Origin of the sequence: Arthrobacter sp. 49Tsu3.1M3 (assembly GCF_900168135.1) — a bacterium.
In the GTDB taxonomy this organism is placed as follows: Bacteria; Actinomycetota; Actinomycetes; order Actinomycetales; family Micrococcaceae; genus Arthrobacter.
In genome coordinates this window covers 512,000-529,944 of record NZ_FUZD01000001.1, presented here as the reverse complement: position 1 = coordinate 529,944, position 17,945 = coordinate 512,000, and the positions used below count along the sequence as shown (strand labels likewise).

Sequence of the window (17,945 nt, the reverse complement as noted above, 5' to 3'; positions counted from 1 at the left end):
ATCAACGTTCCGACGACTCAAAGGGACAAGCAAGGAATACCAATGACTGCGACGATGCAACCGAAAAGCGAAGCAGCTGAAGCACCCCGGCGAGGCAAGCGTACGCCGGGGGTGGGTGAGAACACCCGTCCCCGGCGGAGGCCTACGCAGTTCGGACACTGGTGGTGGGCGCTGCCCGGGATCGCCTTGGTGTTTGCCATCCACTACGTGGCCACCGGTATCGGCGGATTCTTCGCCTTTACCAACTGGACGGGCATCGGCTCGTTCAAAATCACGGGGTGGGCAAACTTTGAGGCCATCTTCAAGGACCCCACAAAACTCGGAGCCCTTTCCAATACCCTCTTTCTGGCCTTTGGCTCGGTGCTCCTGGGCAACATCGCCGGGTTGGTCATTGCGCTGGGCCTGAACCGCGTCCTCAAGACGCGCTACATCCTCCGAACCCTCTTCTTCATGCCGGTAGTGCTCAGCCCGCTAGCCACGGCCTACATCTGGAAATACATCTTCGACTTCGAGGGTCCGCTCAATGCTTTCCTCACGGCAATAGGCGCGGGCGACCAGGCCAAGCCGTGGCTGGCCGACCCCCAGTGGGCCATCTGGACTGTCCTGGTGGTGCTGGTCTGGTCTTCCACCGGCTTTGCCATGGTGATCTTTATGGCCGGCCTGGCCGGTGTCCCCGTGGAAGTGGAAGAAGCGGCGGCCATTGACGGCGCCAACCTGTGGCAGCGGTTCCGCAACGTTACCCTGCCCGCCATCCGCCCCGCCGTCGCCATTGCCACCACGCTGGGAATCGTCCAGGGGCTGCGCGTCTTCGATCCCATCATGGCGCTCACCGGCGGCGGACCGGCCGGAGCGACGGAAACACTGGCCACGCTGGTTTACAAGCAGGCCTTTGCGCTCGGGAACTTCGGGGGCGGTGCCGCCCTGGCCCTGGTGCTGGCCGCCATCATCCTGATCTTCGCCGTTCTCCAGCAGCGGCTGACGCGTTCGAACCCTGAGGACTAAGCCATGTTCCGCTACACCAAACTCACCCTGCTCCGCGAAGTCAGCCTGTGGGCGCTCGCCCTGCTGTTCCTCGCGCCGTTCTACTTCCTCGTGACAACTGCCCTGAAGCCGGACAGTGAGCTGTTCACCACCTCGGCCCTGGCTCCGCCAACAAGCCCCGACTTCAGCAACTTTGTCGACGTCCTCACTGCCACCGGCAACTCCAACGTGGTGATGGGCCTGGTCAACAGCGCCATCATTACCGCGGGCAGCATCGTGGGGCTCATCGCACTCGGTTCCATCACCGGATACGTCATCTCCCGCAGCACCCGACGCTGGAGCAAGGGCGCGTATTACCTCTTCCTGATCGCCATCATCCTCCCCGGCCAGCTCGGCGCAGTCCCTCTCTACATGGGTGCACGGGCCCTTGGACTCACGGGATCCGCTTGGGGCCTGATCATCCTGTACACGGGCATGCTCCTGCCGCTGTCGATCTTCCTCTACGCAAACTTCTTTCGCGGCCTTGGCACGGACTACGAAGAAGCGGCCACCATCGACGGCGCCAGCAAATCCCAGATTTTCTCCAAGGTGGTGTTCCCCATGATGGCCCCAGCCACGGGAACGGTCACCATCTTCGCCGGGCTCATCGTGTGGAACGACTTCTTCACGTCGCTGATCTTCCTGGGCGGCTCCGCCAACCAGACGCTTCCGGTGGCCATGTACTACTACATCGGCTCCCTGGTCTCCCAGTGGAACTCGATCTTCGCGATAGTGATCGTCTCCATGATTCCCATCCTGGCGCTGTTCCTGTTCGCGCAGAAGCGGTTCATCCAGGGCTTCTCCGGCGGCCTGAAGGGCTGACCCGCGATGGTTGACAACCGCGCAGCGTTCGAGCGCTTCGTGGAGATCTTCTACACCCAAAAACGGGTGCGTGAAGCCTTCGACTTCCTTGTGGCCGGCACCTACCGGCAGCACAACCCGACCATTCCTGACGGGCCTGAGGCGGCAGTAAGAATGCTGACGCCGAAGTTCGACGGATCGCCGGGCTCCCGGTTTGAGGTTCAGCGCATCCTGGTGGACGGTGACCTGGCGTTGGTGCATGTACGCGCCTCAGGGCCCGGGCGTCCCGACGCAGCCGTCGCAGACATTTACCGCTTCGAAAACGGGCGGATTGTTGAGCATTGGGACGTCCTTCAGCCGGTTCCTGAGCATCCGGTCCACGACCACCCCATGTTTTAAACCACCATTTCAATTCTCTAGGAGACATCCATGTTCCAACTTTCGCCAAATATCGACCTTTTGTTCGCCGAAGCAGGCGAAAGTGCTGCTGACCGGGTTCGCGCGGCGGCAGCAGCCGGCTTCGACGCAGTCGAAATGTGGGGTCCAACGGGCAAAGACATTCCGGCCCTGAAGGACGCACTCGAGGAAACCGGAGTCCAACTCACCTCCCAACTGGCGGAACCGCGTATGCAGTTCATGATCCCGCCCCGCAATCACGATGCTTTCTACACCGGGCTGGACGCCGGCGTCGAAGTGGCCCAGCAGCTTGGCTGCCCCCGGATGGTCGTGGGCAGCGGCACTGGCTTCGGCGGCCGGAAGCGACAGGACCAGCTGGACGAACTGATCGAGATCTTCACCAAGGGCGCAGCGCACATCGAGGGTTCGGGCATCACCCTGGTCCTCGAGCCGGTGAACGTCAGGGTTGACCACCCGGGAGCCCTCCTTGACCGGACCTCGGAAGCCGTCTATGTCGCCCGGGGAGTGGCCTCGCCATACTTCGGCGTCCTCTACGACCTCTATCACTCCACTGTCGAGGGCGAGGACGTGACCGCCGAGCTCGCCAACGCAGGCGAACTCATCAAGTATGTTCAGATCGCTGATGCGCCGGGGCGCGGCGAACCCGGCTCGGGATCCATCGACTGGCACGCCCGGCTCACGGACCTGAGGAACAGCGGGTATGCCGGCCCCATCGGGCTCGAGTACTATCCCACGATCGACTCGGCGAAGTCCGTCCGGCGCATCCAGGAACTGGTGGCGGGACGGTGAGGAGTAACCGGTATCCCGCTGCAGTCGACGTCGCCATCGTCGGCAGCGGCCCCACAGCATCGGCATACGCGCGGATCCTCAGCGAGGAAGCCCCCGGCGCCACCATCGCCATGTTCGAAGTCGGCCCCACGGTCAGCAACCCGCCCGGGGCTCACGTTAAGAACATCGAGGACCCGGAGCGCCGCAGCCTCGCCCAGCGGGCATCGGAGGGCCCGGGCGCCGGTGCCGAAACGGTGAACTCACCCGGCGCCGTCAAAAGCGGGGAGCGCCGAGCCCGGCCCGGCACCTACTTGCTGCCGGATGGCTACGCCTTCCCTGGAGAAGACGGGATGCCCGTTGCCGCCATGTCCAGCAACGTGGGTGGCATGGCGGCCCACTGGACCGCCGCCTGCCCGCGCCCGGGCGGCCAGGAGCGCATCGCGTTCCTGCCTGATCTGGAGCAGCTTCTTGACGACGCCGAGCGACTGCTGGGGGTGACCACCCACGCCTTTGACGGTGCACCATTCTCTGACCTCGTCCGCGGACGCCTCGCGGCAGCTGTGGATGAGGGCCGGGACCGGGCCCAACGCGTCCAGCCCATGCCACTGGCCGTGCACCGCCGGGAGGACGGCGGCCTTGTATGGTCAGGTTCCGACGTCGTGATGGGAGGCGCGACCCGGGAAAACCCGCAGTTTGAGCTTTTTGACGAGTCGTTGGTGACCCGGGTGCTCGTCGATGACCACGGCAGGGCTGCCGGCATAGAAGTCCAGGACCGGCGCAGCGGAGAAATCCACCAGGTGGCCGCCCGATACGTTGTGGTGGGGGCGGATGCCCTGCGCACGCCGCAACTTCTGTGGGCGTCCGGCATCAGGCCCGCCGCGCTGGGCCGATATCTCAACGACCAGGCGCAGGTGGTGTTCGCGAGCAGGCTGCGTGATGTCAAGGCCGAGCACGGCCCGGCAGCTGCGGACGGCGCGCTCAGCGAGCAAAGCGGGGTGGCGTGGGTTCCGTACACTGACGACGCGCCCTTCCATGGCCAGATTATGCAGCTGGATGCGTCCCCTATCCCGTTGGCCGAGGATGACCCTGTCGTCCCGGGATCGATAGTCGGGCTGGGTCTGTTCTGCGCCAAGGACCTCCAGCGGGAAGACCGGGTGGCGTTCGACGACGACGCCCGCGACTCGTACGGAATGCCCGCCATGCGCATCCACTACCGCCTCACGGAGCGGGACCGCGGGGTGCTGGAACGCGCAAAGCAGGAGATTGTGCGACTGGGCAGGGCCGTAGGCGAACCTCTTGACGAGCGCCCGTTCGTCCTTCCTCCGGGCGCATCCCTGCACTACCAGGGCACAACCCGGATGGGCGCAGCGGACGACGGCGAGAGCGTGTGCTCTCCGGACAGCCAGGTCTGGCAGGCCCCTGGCCTCTTCGTGGCCGGCAACGGCGTCATCCCCACGGCCACCGCATGCAATCCCACCCTCACGGCCGTGGCGCTCGCAGTGCGCGGGGCACGCACAATCGCGGAAGAACTCGCAGATTCTTTACTTATGTCCAAATCAGACAATAGACTGTCTAAATAAAGAAGAAGTGGCTACCGGCCGCTTCGCCTAAGTGCAGGCAAGGCATGCCGCAGACAAGGAGGTCTCGATGATCGCCGACCGCATTATCGAGCAGGGAACACTCACCATCGAGGACGGCCGCACCGCCGTCGAAGTCCGCATTCCGTGGTACCGGGCGCTGCCGGGCTCCTGCATCGCCGGAGCGGCGCTGACAGTGGACGGCGTCGCCGCCCCGGAGGGCTCGCTGCGCTGGACCATGAACAACCGCACGTTCAGCTTCGAGGAACTCGTAGACGAGACCGGCGAATGGTGGTTCCCCCTGGACTCGGCCGTCCTCTCTGGCGACCTTCCCGTAGCGGACCACCAGACCGAGCACGAGGTCCGGGTGGACCTCAAGCTCTATATCCCGTACATCATCACCGACCACGGCGTGCTGCACATCGAAGAGCACGACACCAAGACCATGAAGGTGGCACAGCGATGACCAGCCTCGGCACGCCGATCCAGGGCGTCACTCTCTACAGCTTCACCCGGGCCTTCCACGCCCGGCAGTATGACCTCGAAGGCCTGATCCGCAAGGTGGCGGACGAAGGATTCGGCCCCGGGCTCGAAGTCATCGGATTCTCCAGCCTGCGCGGCTTCCCGGACCGGATCGATGACGCCTTTGTTGGGCAGTTCCGGGATCTTGTATCCGAGGTGGACCTGGTTCCCACCTCGCTTGCAGTCAATGTTGACACGGGCATCCGCCGTGACAGGCTCATGAACCACGACGAACTGGTCGAATACATGCGCAAGCAGATCGAGGTTGCCGCCAGGCTCGGCTTCCCGATCGCCCGGGTGCAGATCTCCCTGACTCCTGACGCCATGGAAAGCCTGCTGCCGGTGGCCGAAAAGTATGGCGTTACTTTGGCCCTCGAAGTCCATGCTGACCAGCACGGCGCCCACGAGCGTGTCCTTGCCCTGCGCGACCGCTACGAGAAACTCAATTCCCCGCTGCTTGGCTTCACTGCAGACTGGGGTGCCACCGTCACTGGCTTTGCGCCCTCCCTGCTGGAGGCGTACCGCCGGCGCGGCGCCTCGGAGGATCTGCTCCGGCAGGTGGTTGACCTGTGGAACGGCTTCTATGCCGAAGGACCGCCCAACACCCAGAAGGTTCACGGTGAGCGCTTCGGTGCGTTCATCGGTCTGGCGGCCCGCAACGGCCGGCCGGAACTCGGCATTGACTTCGCCATCAACGGAACCGGGCTGTTCGGTCCCGCACCGCTGGACACCTGGCTGGAGATCATGCCGTGGGTCCGCCATGTCCACGGCAAGTTCTTCGGCATCGACGAGACCGGCGAAGAGCCCTCGGTGCCGGTCCGGGGCCTCATTCGGCAACTGGTTGAAAACGGCTACTCCGGTGCCATCTCCAGCGAATACGAAGGCTGGCACTGGAACAACTGGCAGGACCCGTTCGACATCATCCGCGGCGAGCAGGCCGTCCAGCGTTCAGCCGCGGCCAATGCCGGTTCGGCCATGATCACTGACGCCTCCGAAGCGCGCCGCATCCTCAATAGCCACCTCGCCCAGCCCGTCCGCGGCTGACAAACGAAGGAATCAGAAGATATGTCAGAAGGCATCGCAGGCTCGGGCATCGAGCTTGGTATCACCCTCTATTCGCTCACCTCCGAGTTCGCCGCCGGGCTTTACACGCCTGAGACGCTGATCAAGGCCGCTGCCGATGAAGGCCTCGGCCCTGGCGTCGAGTTCAACATCGCCCAGATGCTGCGCACCTACCCCGAGGTGGACGACGACTTCATCCGCCTGTGGCGCGACAGCATGGACCGCTACGGCCTCACCCCCAGCGCCGTGGGCACCAATCTGGACATGGGCCGCCGCAAGGACCGGGACATGACGCCGGACGAGGAGTACGACTTTTTCGCCGCGCAGCTGCGCACGGCCAACAAGCTCGGTTTCCACCGCGTGGTGATCCGCTCCGCGGGCAAGGAACTGCTCCGCCGGCTGCTTCCCCTGGCCGAGAAGTACGATCAGAAGCTCGGCTACGAAATCCACGCGCCACAGGGCCCGAACGATCCCAAGATCCTGCAGATCCGGGAAATGTATGAGGAACTGGGGAGCGACCGCCTCGGCTTCACCGCCGACTTCAGCTCCACCATGCACAGCCTTTCCCCGACCCTGTTCCGCACGCTGACGCAGATGGGTCTGCCCGAGGAGCACTTCGCCGTCATGCAGGACATCTGGCGCAAACCGCTGCCCATGCAGGAGCGCAACCAGGAGTTCGAGGACTACCTGAACGCCAACAACTTCGACCCGGCACGCCTGGGCCCGTTCACCCGGCTGGCCTTCAACATGCACGGCCTGGTACCCCCGGAGGAGTGGCTGGACATCATGCCGCAGATCTTCCATGTCCACGCAAAGTTCTACGACATCGACCAGGACGGCAACGAACCCGCAATGGACATTCCCCGCATTGTGCGCCAGTTCGTCAAGGGCGGCTACAAGGGCTACCTGTCCAGCGAGTGGGAGGGGCACGCGTTCGCGGACCTCGGCGAATCCGATCCCATCGACCTCGTCAAGAAGCAGCACACGCTGATGCGGCGTGCCATTGAAGCGGCCGTTGTCCCAAATGCACCCGAATCCCACGCGACCCTGGTCGAGACTGTTAAGTAAGGAAAGCCATGGCAACTCACAATTCCCTGTTCCAGGACACCAACGTCCGCAGGCACCCCGAGGGCATCGCCGTGTCGGTGCAGCTGCCCTGGTACCGCAGCCTCTGGCTGTCTGCTGTTGACGACGTCGCCGCAACAGTTAACGGCGTGCAGATACCAAAAGAGTCCCTCCGTTTCGAATTGCAGGGGAAGTCCTACTCCATAGCTGAGCTGCCAGAGCAATGGGAAACCCTGTGGTTCGTTGCGGACAAGCCCGACGTCATCATCCCGCTGGACCGCGTCCCCGATGCCGGCGAGGAGATCGAGGTCGAAGTCATCCTCACCCTCCGTCTGCTCTACATGCAGATCGCACCCATGCGTTACGTCGGCAACCGCGTGGCCGTCGAGCGGAAGGTAGTGCTCGCATGAACACCTTGCGTGTGGCCATGATCGGCCATGGATTCATGGGCGCCGCCCACTCCCAGGGCTGGCGCACCGCGCCGCGGATGTTCGACCTCCCCGCCGGGCCGGAAATGGCGGTGGTCGTGGGCCGCAACGCCGAAGCGGTGGCCGCCGCTGCCAAAAAGTGGGGCTGGGCCGAATCCGCCACAGACTGGCGGGAAGTGATCGCCCGGGACGACATCGACGTCGTCGACATCGTCACCCCCGGCGACTCCCACGCCGAAATCGCGATCGCCGCGCTCGAAGCCGGGAAGCACGTCCTGTGCGAAAAACCGCTGGCCAACACGGTGGCAGAAGCAGAAGCGATGGCCGAGGCCGCGGAGCGCGCGGCCGCCAGGGGCATCCGGGCGATGGTGGGATTCACCTACCGCCGTGTCCCGGCCGTCACCTTCCTCCGCAACCTCATCGCCGAAGGCGCAGTGGGGACGATCAACCACGTGCGCGCCTCCTACCGGCAGGACTGGCTCGTGGACCCCGAGATGCCGCTGGCCTGGCGCCTGCAGAAGGAACACGCCGGTTCCGGGGCGCTGGGGGACATCGGCGCCCATGCCATTGACCTGGCCCAGTTCGTCACCGGGCTGAACCTGGCCAAGGTGTCCGGCGTCATCGACACCATCGTGAAGGAACGGCCTCTTGCGGCCTCAAGTTCCGGGCTGCCCGGCACTGCCGGGACCGGCTACGGTCAGGTGACCGTGGACGATATCGCCATCTTCACCGGACGTTTCGAAACCGGGGCGCTGGCGTCTTTTGAGGCCTCACGATTCGCCACCGGCCGGAAAAACGCGCTGGAAATCGAGGTCTCGGGCGACAAGGGCGCCCTGGCCTTCGACCTTGAAGACCTCAACAGCGTCCGGTTCTACGACCGCACGGCACCCGCGGACCGCCAGGGCTTCAGGAAGATCCTGGTCACGGAAGCGGAGCACCCCTACGTTTCCGCGTGGTGGCCCGCAGGCCACATGCTCGGGTACGAGCACGGATTCTCCCACCAGGTCAAAGACCTCGTGGAAGGCATCGTGGCCGGCACCGACCCACACCCGTCGTTCGCTGACGGGCTGGGGGTGCAGCGGGTGCTCGACGCCGTCGAGCGCAGTTCTGACAATGATTCCGCCTGGACACGCGTCGCCTCCGGCGTTCCCGTGCTGGCCGGCTGAGGAGGGGGAGCAGATGGCTCGACCAATCACACTGTTTACCGGCCAGTGGGCCGACTTGCCGTTCGAGGAGGTGGCCCGGCTCGCCGGCGAGTGGGGCTATGACGGCCTGGAGATCGCCTGCTGGGGTGACCACCTGGATCCCTGGCGCTGGGATGACGACGCCTACGTGCAGGGCAAGCTGGACATCCTTGAACGGCACGGCCTCAAGGTGTGGACCATCTCCAACCACCTCAAAGGCCAGGCTGTCTGCGACGACCCGATCGACGAACGGCACCGCGGCATCCTGCCGGACGTCGTTTGGGGCGACGGCGAGCCTGAAGGCGTCCGCCGCCGTGCTGCCGAGGAACTGAAGAACACCGCGCGGCTCGCCGCCAAGCTCGGCGTGAAGACGGTGACCGGTTTCACGGGATCGTCCATCTGGAAGTACGTGGCGATGTTCCCGCCTGCCTCCGAAAAAATGATCGAGGCCGGCTACCAGGATTTTGCGGACCGGTGGAATCCTATCCTCGACGTCTTCGACGAGTGCGGTGTACGGTTCGCCCACGAGGTGCATCCGTCCGAGATCGCGTACGACTACTGGACAACGCAGCGCACCCTGGAGGCGATCGGTCACCGCGAGGCCTTTGGCCTGAACTGGGACCCGAGCCACATGGTGTGGCAGGACATCGATCCGGTGGGGTTCCTGTGGGACTTCAAGGAACGCATCTACCATGTGCACTGCAAGGACACGAAGAAACGGCTGGTCAATGGCCGCAATGGCCGCCTGTCATCCCACCTTACCTGGGCTGATCCGCGCCGTGGCTGGGACTTCATCTCCACAGGCCACGGAGACGTGCCGTGGGAGGATGCGTTCCGGATGCTGAATGCCATCGACTACCGCGGTCCGCTGTCCGTGGAGTGGGAAGACGCCGGCATGGACCGGCTGGAGGGCGCCCCGGAAGCGCTGGCGTTTGTCCGCCGGTTCTCGAGCTACGAACCCCCAGCAGCGGCTTTCGACGCCGCTTTCAGCACGAAGTAGCACACAGCAGAACGGCCGGTCCCGGGTACTTCGGGGCCGGCCGTTCTGCCGTTCAGTTGTAGTTTGAGCTTTGATCAGACCGCAGCCCGGCCGGCCGGCGCTGACCCCGCCAGACAAGTCTCCGCCAGTGCCAAATGCCTGCGCGTCATCTCCGTCGGGTCATCCTGCAGCCACTCGTGGCCACCCCATTCGCTGGTCAGCGTGCCCGTGAAACCGTTCCTGCCGAGCAGGCGGCCAAGGTCCCGCAGCGGCTGCGAAACCCGGCCGCCGTCGTCGTCCAGGTCCCAGAACTTTAAATGGAAGGCACCCACCAAGGGGAGGACGCCCTGGAGGTCTGCGGCATCGCTGCGGCCGAACCGGATAAGCAGGTTCATGAAGAGCTTATGGATGCGCGGCGGAACCTTCCCTGAGCGGAGCATGCCCATCACGGCGTCGAGCGTGGCTGGGTCCCGCCAGTCGTGGTCAAGGCGCAGCAGGAGCCCCGCGGGAACGCCTCCCCGTTTGAGCTCTTCGAGATAGCTCACGGGAAGAGCCGGCATCAGCATGCTGATATCCACGAGCAGCCGCACATGGTCATCCGCAAGCTCCGCTATCGCCTCCAGGGCGGGCGCCACGGCGGGGCTCCTGGGAGTCTGTTGTCCCTGGATCTCTTCGTACAGGACCAGGTCGAGCTCATGCAGCAGCGGCTGCAGCAACGTGAGCAGTTCGGTGCCCGCCTGTCCGATCGGCAACCGGACTCCGCCGGCACGCACCCGCCGGGCTGCGTGCAGCTGGGGGACCAGGAAGTCCAGGCGCTCCTGAAGCGAACGGCGTTCGGTTGGCGATCTGAAGTCGTCCAGGCTGGCGCCGACTATGCTGACGCGCCCCCCTTTTGCGGCCAGCGAATCCCGCAGTCTGTCCACCTCGGCGTCCTCCGGAGCGGGGAAGGACCGCCACAGCAGTCCCGGTTCAAGCTCTATCGTCTTCGTCACGGAATCCGCGATGCCTGTGACGATGTCCTGGGCCGTCCGCCGGGCGGCCGTGATTTCCGGAATCCAGTTGAACGAGCTGGCACAGAGCGTCCAGCTCATTGGAATTGCGGGGGCCATAGACTGCCTTCCCAATTATGCTTCTTAATGCCAAACTTATGTCACTTTTAGGATAAAGGACTAAAGCTATGTTGCAAACCGCTTTGCGCGAAGATGCACTGACGGCCGCATCCGAAGGCTTTGAGCTTCGCGTGGGCCTTCCCTGGATCCGCTCGATGCCCTTGTCCGGCGTGGCTGGCCTCTGGGTTGAGATCGACGGCGTTCCGCTGGCAGCAGGGGAGTTGGCGGTGGTACTGGGTGCCCGCAATGTGCCGGCAGATTCGCTGCAGGCCGAGCCCGGTTGGTGGTTCGTGCAGGACCGGCTGGTCCTGGCCGGCAGACGCAAACTGCGCGGCGGTGTGCATGCCTTGGCCATCGGCTTCCAATTGCTGGTGCCCTACCTGCAGGCAGGTCCCGGCTCGCCGCTGGTCCTGCCGTTTCACTTGGAGGCCAGGCTGGAGCTTGACGGGGCGCCGGTGCCCAGCGTGTCCCGCGACGTGGCCTGAGCAGCAATGCCCAGGCCGCGCAGTGGACTCTAAGCGGGAACGGCGGCCCGTTCCGGGGACGGCCGGCCTTCCGCGAACCAGCGGGGAAAGGTGACGTCGAACAGCTGCTCGCGGGCCAGTTCAGCTCCGCCGCGCAGCGGTTCGCGCTCATCGTTGACCGAGAGCGTGATGGTAAGGTCGCGGGTGGCGAGCGGCAGCGACAGTTCATAGACCCGCTGGCGCACCTCGGCCAGGAACACTTCGCCGGCGGACGCGATGGCACCGCCGATCACAATGACTCCTGGATTGAACATGTTCACCAGGGCTGAAATGGTCTCGCCTGCCACCCGTGCCGACTTCTGGATGAGGGTGATGGCCAGGGGGTCCCCGTCGTGGGCCGCCAGGGTGATGTCCTCGAGGGTCAGCGCTCCCTTTTTGGCCTTCGGGGCCAGGGAACTGCCAGCACCTTCCTTGATGGCCTGTTCGGCATCCCGGACGAGGGCCCAGCCGCCGGCAACCGCTTCCAGGCAGCCGATCTTGCCGCAGCGGCATTGTGCGTCGGAATCGGAAACCCGGACGTGCCCGATGTCGCCGGCGGCCCCGTTGGCACCGCGGTGAATCCTGCCCTTGGACAGCAGGCCCGCTCCAACTCCTGAGCCGATCTTGCAGTAGATGAGGTCCGCCAGGGAGTCGCGCCGCCGGGCACGTTCGCCGAGGGCAAGCAGGTTGGAGTCGTTATCGACCCATACCGGTGCATTGAACCGTTCCTCGAAAGGCGTGCGGACATCGTAACCGTTCCACCCCGGCATGATCGGAGGCGCCACGGGCTGCCCGGAGGCAAAGTCCACCGGGCCGGGAAGCCCCACGACCACACCCCATACAGGCACCTTGGCATCTCTCTTCAGGATGTCGTCGATCAGGGACATCACCGCGTCGATGGTCTTCTCCGGACCCTGCGCGATATCCCAGGTGCGGTGCGTGTGTTCCAGGATGTCGCCGTCGAGGGCCGCTACGCCAACCCTCAGATGGGCCGCTCCGAGGGCGCAGATCACGATCCGTCCCTGCTCCGCGCGGAAGCGCAGAGTCCGGGGCGCGCGGCCCCCGGACGAGGCTCCGAACTCGCCATCACCGAGGAAGCCCATCTGGATGGCCTGATCCACACGCTGACTAACAACGCCCCTGCCCAAGCCGGTGACCTTGCCGATTTCAGGGCGCGTGGTGGCCTCGCCCGTGCGCACCAGGTTGACGATCCGCAGCAGGCTCGTCAGTTCATCCGTCTGTGCTCCAAAGCGGAGGGTGGAGTCTGTCGTCATGGCAACAATTCTCACACATTTGAGCCGACTAAGGTGCGGCCTGATGTGACTATAGCTAAAACTTTCCGTACTTATGAATAATAGGCACCTAAGAGGGGAGGCAACGATGCCTTGGAACGTTGGTGTTCTTGGTGCCGGGCCGGGTGTCGCGGCTCTTCACCTGCCGGTGCTGGGTGGGCTGAACGAGCTGTTCAGGGTGGTGCATATCGCCGATGCGGGAAGCGGGCGCGCCCAGAGTCTGGCTGAGCAACTTGGTGTCCGCTGGTCGGAAGGGGAGGCGGAGCTGCTCACGGACGGGGAGGTGGACGTGGTGGCCGTGTGCAGTCCGCCCGGTGAACATGGCCGCCAGATCCTGGCGGCAATTGCCGCGGGCAAGCGGGCAATCTTCTGCGAAAAGCCGTTGGCCACCAGCGTGGAAGAGTCCGAAGTGGTCATTGCCGCATGTCGGGCCGCAGGCACCATCCTCTTGGTGGGAACCAATCACTTGTTTGATGCAGCATGGGGGCGGGCAAAGCATCATCTTGTCGCCCTCCAGGGCCGGGTGCGGACAATCTCCGTGACGCTGGCGCTCCCGCCGAACGACAGGTACCACCGCGTGGTCGCAGAAGGAGGCCCTTTTCAATCTGGGCGCCGGGGGCGTCCTGATCTGAACGATCCTGCAGTGGCGGCCGACGTCCTGAGGCAGCTTCTGACGGGTCTCGCGATCCATGATCTTCCCGCCATTAGGGACATTGCGCCTGACCTCGAGGAGGTGGTGTACGCAAGAGTCGCACCGCCGATCGGCTACTTAGTGGGATACCGGGCGAGCGGGATACTGGTCCAGTTGGCGCTGACCATGCTTCCGCAAGGGCCGGATGCGCTCTGGCGGATGAGCGTTGCCACCTCCCACGACCGGATCGAGGTGAACTTCCCACCCGCCTTTGTCCATGCCGGAAGCGCCGCCACCCGCGTGCGAAGCGTGGACGGGCAGTGGACGGAGTACCGGCGGGATCCGGAGGACGGCTATGCGGCGGAGTGGCGTCTTCTTGCATCGCTCCTGGAGGGTGTGGCCCCGGTGGAGTACGACGAACTGCTGGCCGACGCGCAGTATGCAGTTGACCTCGCCGACGCTGCCGCCGCGAAATTTCTTGAAGGAGTGCCTCAGTGAATCCCGCAGATCGAGGGTTCGGCGTCTGCACAGCACTTCCTGCCTACGTTGCCGCTGTCGCCGAACTACGCCTCAGCGCTGCACTGAGGAATGATTTCAGCGGCGCGGTGGCGGTAGTGCCTGGATCCGGCGATTGGTGGCAGGGCATGCTCGCAGCCCGGGCGGGAGGGGCAGCAGCTGTTCTGATTGCAGACCCGGAAATGCTTCCGCAGGAAGCGCTTGAATCAAACGCGTGGCCAACCGACCTCCCGGTCATCGTTGAGCGCCCCCGCCTGCGCCCCGACGTTGTTGCCGATGCGGTTCGGGCACGACGAGGCAGTCCGGCCCGGATCGTCACTGTTGAGTGCGCCGCCCCCGCGCTGGGCCTTGATGCGGTAATCCGCGACGGCCTCGGCTGGGCGCGGTTCCTGGTCCAGGGATCGTTGACGCTTCGATCGGGCACTGCTGCGGCCCATGGCAGCATCGCACTCCTGGACTCAGCCGGTCCCGCCGGCGGATCTATCCCCACCACTCTTGCGGGGGCAGAGGCCGGGGGCCTTCATTCCGGAGGCCTGCTCCAACTGTTGGCGCTCGGTGAGGTAAGGACGGAAGTAACAGTGGACCAACTCGCCGGGCTGACGCGGGTGGAGACGTCCACCGAGGGCGGGCTACTGAGGGCGCCGGAGCGCTTTGAATCGTCAGCGCGCCTTGCGCTCCGGCGGGCTCTTGTTGCGTGTTCGTCGGGCCGGCCCGTCACCGATCTGGATGACCTGCTCGAGGACACCGCCCTCACTTGGGCTCTGCACGGCACATGAAAAGGAAATCGCCACCAACATGTCTAATTTCAGCATTCTTTAGTTGCTTTTCGACTAAAGTAGGGTATTGTGGGTGACGACGCCGGGGTCCTTCGGACCCGTTCTCCGTCGTGATGGTGCGCCGGAGGCACAACACGTCGCGTCGACGGCCCGATCGTTCGGGTAGATCACTATGCCACTTTCGCCTTTGAGGCTCCGTCTCCTTGTTATCTCCCTCCTCACGGTCTCTTTCCTCGGTGCCCTGGACCATACTGTGGTGTCCACATCCCTGGCCACCATCGCCGGTGAGCTGGGCGCACTGAACCTGATGAGCTGGGTTGTTGTGGGGTATACCCTCGCCAGCACCGTGCTGCTGCCCGTGCTCGGCAAATTGGGGGATGTGCTGGGAGCGCGGCGGATCTTCCTCGGTTCACTGGTCATGTTCCTGGCCGCCTCCCTGGCCTGCGGTTTCGCTCAGGACATGGCATGGCTCATCGCGGCGCGTGTCCTGCAGGGGATGAGCTCCGCGGGCCTGCAGCTGATGTCCCAGACCATCATTGCCCGGGTCACCACGCAGCGCGAACGGCCGCGCTACATGGCCATCATTGGTGCGGCTTTTCCTATCGCGATCCTCGTCGGCCCCGTCCTTGGTGGCGCCATCACCGATAACTGGGGCTGGGCGTGGGTCTTCTGGATCAATATTCCGGTCGGCGCAGCGGCGCTGGGCCTCGCGTTGGTCGCTGTTCCGCATCTGGAACCGGGACCCATGCCGCGCCACTTCGACGTCGCCGGGGCGGCTGTGTTCACCACTGCCCTCGTGGCCCTCGTGCTCGCCGTCACGTGGGCTGCTGAACGGAGCGCCGGCCCTGCCACGGCGGCGCTCGCAGTGAGCGTCCTGGGCTTTGTCGCCTTCTACTTTATTGAGCGGCGGACTCCTGAACCCATCGTGCCGTTCCACTTCTTCACCAACCGGACCATTGCGGCGGGCACTGCCTTGTCGGCGATCATCGGCGTCGGGCTTTTCTCCATCACTGCCTACATGCCGACCTACATCCAAATGGCCTACCAGACCACCGCAACGGTGTCCGGGCTCGTCCCCATCGCAACGGTTTTCGGCATGCTGATCAGCAACCTTCTCACTGGATGGCTGGCCACCCGGACCGGGCGATACCGCATCTTCCCCATCCTGGGCACCTCGCTGGGAGCGGCCGGACTTTCTGTGATGGCCATGCTGCCTGCCGGGCTTCCGCTGTGGGTTCCCATGATCGTTATGGGTGTGGTTGGTATGGGCACCGGCGCGTTCATGAGCCTGATCGTCGCCGTGGTCCAGGGCGCCGCTCCGGCCAGCCAGACCGGTGCCATCACGGCGACTGTCAACCTGGTGCGGCAGGTGGGTTCAACCGTGGCAACCGCGGTCATCGGCGGGGTGATCGGCTTCGGGGTGCCGGCCCTTCTACCGGCAGGCCTTGACGCTTCCACACTTACGCCGCAGCTGGTCCACGGGGCGGCCCCGGACGTCCAGGCCACCGTCGCGCAGATCTATGGTGCTGTCTTCACCCCCGTCTTTATCGCCCTGGCGGCCACGTACGCCGTGGGCATTGTCGCAGCGGTCCTGCTCCCGCACGGCCGGCTTTCAGACGAACCGGTTCCCGCCCCCCAAAAAACTTCCGAAACCCTTTCGGCCTGAATTTTTCGAAGGAGACATCATGTCCAATCCCACCATTGCCATCGTCGGCAGCGGGCCCATCGGTTCCACCTATGCTCGGGTGCTCCTCGAGCGGGTCCCTGATGCCCGCGTCGTGATGTTCGAAGCAGGACCACAGCTGACGGACCTTCCCGGCGAGAGCGTCCGGAACATCGCCGATCCCGAGGAGAAGGCCCGGGCACGGGAAATGTCGCAGGGACCGCAGGCAGGCGCCTACCGTGAATCGCTAGGCATCCCGGCGGCGACGGTCACCGAGGGAATGTTCACCGCCCGCCAGGGCACGCATCTGCTCGATTTCGGTGGAGCCGGCTCGGCCCACGCCCCCTCTTTTCCCGCAGCGGCTGCGGCCACCAACGTCGGCGGCCAAGGTGCGCACTGGACCTGCGCAACGCCGTCTCCGGCTTTCAGCGAGAAAATTCCGTTCATCGCCAACGAGGAGTGGGATGAGCTGATCGGCCAGGCAAAGGAGCTGCTGCACGTCCACAGTGCCGCGTTCGCAGACTCCACCGTCGGTGAAGCCATCAGGTCCCTGCTTGACGAAGAGTTCGGCGCGGAACTGCCGGAAGGATACGGCGTTGGCACCCTTCCGGTTGCCGGCGACCCGCAGCCGGACGGCTCCGTACGCTGGGCGGGCGCCGACGTAGTCCTCGGCCCGCTCCTCGATCAGGACAGCCCGCTCTCAAAGCAGTTCGAACTCCGGGACCTCACCCTGGTCCGCCGCGTGGAGCTGGACGGACACCGGGTTACCGGGGTCACCGTCCAGGACCTGCGCACGGGAGAGAAGTCATTTGTGGCCGCGGACGTCGTAGTGGTGGCTGGGGATGCCTTCCGCTCCCCGCAGCTCCTCTGGGCCTCCGGTGTACGGCCGAAGGCACTCGGCCACTACCTGACCGAGCATCCCGTGGTCATTTCCACGGTGGCGCTGGACGCCGAAAAGATGCGCCGCTTCGCCACGGAGGAGGACCTCGACGCCGAACTCGCCCGGCGCGCACTGAACCCGGCAGACCCTGTTGCGGCAGTGAACCGCATCCCGTTCTCTGAGCCGGAGCACCCCTTCTCGGTCCAGGTGATGTATTCCGAATCGACTCCGTTTCCGATGGAGCCGGGAGCCCAGTACTCCGAGAACCGCTGGGGCTACGTCAACATGGGCTACGGGATGCGCAAGCACCCGCGCTACGAGGACGCCGTCACTTTTGATGACAACGAACCGGACTACCGCGGCTTCCCGAACATGAGCATCGAGTACGCGCTCACTGAACGGGAAGATGCGGAAATCGCCGAAGCCACTGAGCGGCTGCGGCGTGCCGGCAAGGCCCTTGGCGCTTTCGTTGCCGAGCCGCGCCTCATGCCCAACGGTTCGAGCCTGCACTACCAGGGCACCCTGCGCATGGGTGAAACCGACGACGGCACCTCGGTGGCGGATCCATGGTCACGCGTGTGGGGCTACGACAACCTGGTGGTGGGCGGAAACGCGCTCATTCCGACGGCAACGGCCATGAATCCCACGCTGATGAGCGTGGCTATCGCCGTCCGCGGCGCCCGGAAGGTTACTGAAAGGCTTGGTTCCGTGGGCGCCTGAACCGGCAGCGCATCGGACGCCAGGCGCTGCCC

18 protein-coding genes are annotated in these 17,945 nt (G+C 64.8%); 16 read left to right on the top strand and 2 right to left on the bottom strand.

From position 1 onward, the window contains the following. The first annotated feature begins 42 nt into the window (after positions 1 to 42). The 11 genes from B5X90_RS02555 to B5X90_RS02505 all read left to right on the top strand — a co-directional run bounded on the left by B5X90_RS02555 (position 43) and on the right by B5X90_RS02505 (position 9,844). Positions 43 to 1,002: a carbohydrate ABC transporter permease gene (locus B5X90_RS02555; protein ID WP_079549914.1), complete on the top strand. Its 960-nt coding sequence runs from the start codon at positions 43 to 45 to the stop codon at positions 1,000 to 1,002. Positions 1,003 to 1,005: 3 nt separating this feature from the next. Then, the gene (locus B5X90_RS02550) at positions 1,006 to 1,842 is read left to right on the top strand and encodes a carbohydrate ABC transporter permease (protein ID WP_079549913.1); all 837 of its coding nucleotides are present in this window, start codon (positions 1,006 to 1,008) and stop codon (positions 1,840 to 1,842) included. Between the two features lie 6 nt (positions 1,843 to 1,848). Continuing rightward, positions 1,849 to 2,220: a nuclear transport factor 2 family protein gene (locus B5X90_RS02545; protein ID WP_079549912.1), complete on the top strand. Its 372-nt coding sequence runs from the start codon at positions 1,849 to 1,851 to the stop codon at positions 2,218 to 2,220. 30 nt (positions 2,221 to 2,250) lie between these two features. After that, positions 2,251 to 3,027, top strand: a complete 777-nt coding sequence (locus tag B5X90_RS02540; protein WP_079549911.1) for a TIM barrel protein — start codon at positions 2,251 to 2,253, stop codon at positions 3,025 to 3,027. Further along, positions 3,024 to 4,586, top strand: coding sequence for a GMC oxidoreductase (locus B5X90_RS02535; RefSeq protein WP_079549910.1), 1,563 nt, complete (start codon positions 3,024 to 3,026; stop codon positions 4,584 to 4,586). Before B5X90_RS02540 ends, B5X90_RS02535 begins: the two co-directional genes overlap by 4 nt. Positions 4,587 to 4,653: 67 nt before the next feature. After that, positions 4,654 to 5,049 carry a C-glycoside deglycosidase beta subunit domain-containing protein gene (locus B5X90_RS02530; RefSeq protein WP_079549909.1) on the top strand — a complete coding sequence of 132 codons (396 nt, stop codon included), beginning with the start codon at positions 4,654 to 4,656 and terminating at the stop codon, positions 5,047 to 5,049. Then, on the top strand, positions 5,046 to 6,149 hold the full coding sequence (locus B5X90_RS02525) for a sugar phosphate isomerase/epimerase family protein (RefSeq protein WP_079549908.1): 1,104 nt from the start codon (positions 5,046 to 5,048) through the stop codon (positions 6,147 to 6,149). Before B5X90_RS02530 ends, B5X90_RS02525 begins: the two co-directional genes overlap by 4 nt. 21 nt (positions 6,150 to 6,170) lie before the next feature. Beyond that, on the top strand, positions 6,171 to 7,235 hold the full coding sequence (locus B5X90_RS02520; RefSeq protein ID WP_079549907.1) for a sugar phosphate isomerase/epimerase family protein: 1,065 nt from the start codon (positions 6,171 to 6,173) through the stop codon (positions 7,233 to 7,235). Positions 7,236 to 7,243: 8 nt separating this feature from the next. Then, positions 7,244 to 7,642: a C-glycoside deglycosidase beta subunit domain-containing protein gene (locus B5X90_RS02515; RefSeq protein WP_079549906.1), complete on the top strand. Its 399-nt coding sequence runs from the start codon at positions 7,244 to 7,246 to the stop codon at positions 7,640 to 7,642. Then, positions 7,639 to 8,826 carry a Gfo/Idh/MocA family protein gene (locus tag B5X90_RS02510; protein WP_179129018.1) on the top strand — a complete coding sequence of 396 codons (1,188 nt, stop codon included), beginning with the start codon at positions 7,639 to 7,641 and terminating at the stop codon, positions 8,824 to 8,826. The genes B5X90_RS02515 and B5X90_RS02510 overlap by 4 nt, the downstream gene beginning before the upstream one ends. Before the next feature lie 13 nt (positions 8,827 to 8,839). After that, positions 8,840 to 9,844: a sugar phosphate isomerase/epimerase family protein gene (locus tag B5X90_RS02505; protein WP_079549905.1), complete on the top strand. Its 1,005-nt coding sequence runs from the start codon at positions 8,840 to 8,842 to the stop codon at positions 9,842 to 9,844. Positions 9,845 to 9,918: 74 nt separating this feature from the next. On the opposite strand, the gene B5X90_RS02500 is transcribed toward B5X90_RS02505, so the two are convergent. Next, a complete protein-coding gene (locus B5X90_RS02500) occupies positions 9,919 to 10,932 on the bottom strand; it encodes a restriction endonuclease subunit R (RefSeq protein WP_079549904.1) in 1,014 nt (337 codons plus the stop codon). A 68-nt stretch (positions 10,933 to 11,000) separates the two neighbouring features. Here B5X90_RS02500 and B5X90_RS02495 point away from each other — a divergent pair, with 68 nt between their 5' ends. Then, complete coding sequence (locus B5X90_RS02495; RefSeq protein WP_079549903.1) at positions 11,001 to 11,417, top strand: hypothetical protein; 417 nt, start codon at positions 11,001 to 11,003, stop codon at positions 11,415 to 11,417. Between the two features lie 29 nt (positions 11,418 to 11,446). Here the strand turns inward: B5X90_RS02495 and B5X90_RS02490 are convergent, their stop codons facing one another. Next, positions 11,447 to 12,709 carry an ROK family protein gene (locus B5X90_RS02490; RefSeq protein ID WP_079549902.1) on the bottom strand — a complete coding sequence of 421 codons (1,263 nt, stop codon included), beginning with the start codon at positions 12,707 to 12,709 and terminating at the stop codon, positions 11,447 to 11,449. Between the two features lie 106 nt (positions 12,710 to 12,815). On the opposite strand from B5X90_RS02490, the gene B5X90_RS02485 reads away from it, so the two are divergent. The 4 genes from B5X90_RS02485 (at position 12,816) to B5X90_RS02470 (ending at position 17,913) form a co-directional block, all read left to right on the top strand. Next, positions 12,816 to 13,856 (top strand): Gfo/Idh/MocA family protein, encoded by a 1,041-nt coding sequence (locus B5X90_RS02485; protein ID WP_079549901.1) that lies wholly within the window; start codon positions 12,816 to 12,818, stop codon positions 13,854 to 13,856. Next, the gene (locus tag B5X90_RS02480) at positions 13,853 to 14,650 is read left to right on the top strand and encodes a hypothetical protein (protein ID WP_079549900.1); all 798 of its coding nucleotides are present in this window, start codon (positions 13,853 to 13,855) and stop codon (positions 14,648 to 14,650) included. Before B5X90_RS02485 ends, B5X90_RS02480 begins: the two co-directional genes overlap by 4 nt. Positions 14,651 to 14,822: 172 nt before the next feature. Continuing rightward, positions 14,823 to 16,316, top strand: coding sequence for an MFS transporter (locus tag B5X90_RS02475; RefSeq protein ID WP_079549899.1), 1,494 nt, complete (start codon positions 14,823 to 14,825; stop codon positions 16,314 to 16,316). A 19-nt stretch (positions 16,317 to 16,335) separates the two neighbouring features. Next, positions 16,336 to 17,913 carry a GMC oxidoreductase gene (locus tag B5X90_RS02470; protein ID WP_079549898.1) on the top strand — a complete coding sequence of 526 codons (1,578 nt, stop codon included), beginning with the start codon at positions 16,336 to 16,338 and terminating at the stop codon, positions 17,911 to 17,913. The last annotated feature ends 32 nt before the right edge of the window (positions 17,914 to 17,945 follow it).

Bases quoted from the DNA above. Each gene is read 5' to 3' on its own strand.
- B5X90_RS02470 (WP_079549898.1), top strand. From the start codon at position 16,336: ATGTCCAATCCCACCATTGCCATCGTCGGCAGCGGGCCCATCGGTTCC.
- B5X90_RS02490 (WP_079549902.1), bottom strand. From the start codon at position 12,709: ATGACGACAGACTCCACCCTCCGCTTTGGAGCACAGACGGATGAACTG.
- B5X90_RS02540 (WP_079549911.1), top strand. From the start codon at position 2,251: ATGTTCCAACTTTCGCCAAATATCGACCTTTTGTTCGCCGAAGCAGGC.
- B5X90_RS02555 (WP_079549914.1), top strand. From the start codon at position 43: ATGACTGCGACGATGCAACCGAAAAGCGAAGCAGCTGAAGCACCCCGG.
- B5X90_RS02485 (WP_079549901.1), top strand. From the start codon at position 12,816: ATGCCTTGGAACGTTGGTGTTCTTGGTGCCGGGCCGGGTGTCGCGGCT.
- B5X90_RS02530 (WP_079549909.1), top strand. From the start codon at position 4,654: ATGATCGCCGACCGCATTATCGAGCAGGGAACACTCACCATCGAGGAC.
- B5X90_RS02515 (WP_079549906.1), top strand. From the start codon at position 7,244: ATGGCAACTCACAATTCCCTGTTCCAGGACACCAACGTCCGCAGGCAC.
- B5X90_RS02545 (WP_079549912.1), top strand. From the start codon at position 1,849: ATGGTTGACAACCGCGCAGCGTTCGAGCGCTTCGTGGAGATCTTCTAC.
- B5X90_RS02495 (WP_079549903.1), top strand. From the start codon at position 11,001: ATGTTGCAAACCGCTTTGCGCGAAGATGCACTGACGGCCGCATCCGAA.
- B5X90_RS02505 (WP_079549905.1), top strand. From the start codon at position 8,840: ATGGCTCGACCAATCACACTGTTTACCGGCCAGTGGGCCGACTTGCCG.
- B5X90_RS02520 (WP_079549907.1), top strand. From the start codon at position 6,171: ATGTCAGAAGGCATCGCAGGCTCGGGCATCGAGCTTGGTATCACCCTC.
- B5X90_RS02500 (WP_079549904.1), bottom strand. From the start codon at position 10,932: ATGGCCCCCGCAATTCCAATGAGCTGGACGCTCTGTGCCAGCTCGTTC.
- B5X90_RS02525 (WP_079549908.1), top strand. From the start codon at position 5,046: ATGACCAGCCTCGGCACGCCGATCCAGGGCGTCACTCTCTACAGCTTC.
- B5X90_RS02550 (WP_079549913.1), top strand. From the start codon at position 1,006: ATGTTCCGCTACACCAAACTCACCCTGCTCCGCGAAGTCAGCCTGTGG.
- B5X90_RS02510 (WP_179129018.1), top strand. From the start codon at position 7,639: ATGAACACCTTGCGTGTGGCCATGATCGGCCATGGATTCATGGGCGCC.
- B5X90_RS02475 (WP_079549899.1), top strand. From the start codon at position 14,823: ATGCCACTTTCGCCTTTGAGGCTCCGTCTCCTTGTTATCTCCCTCCTC.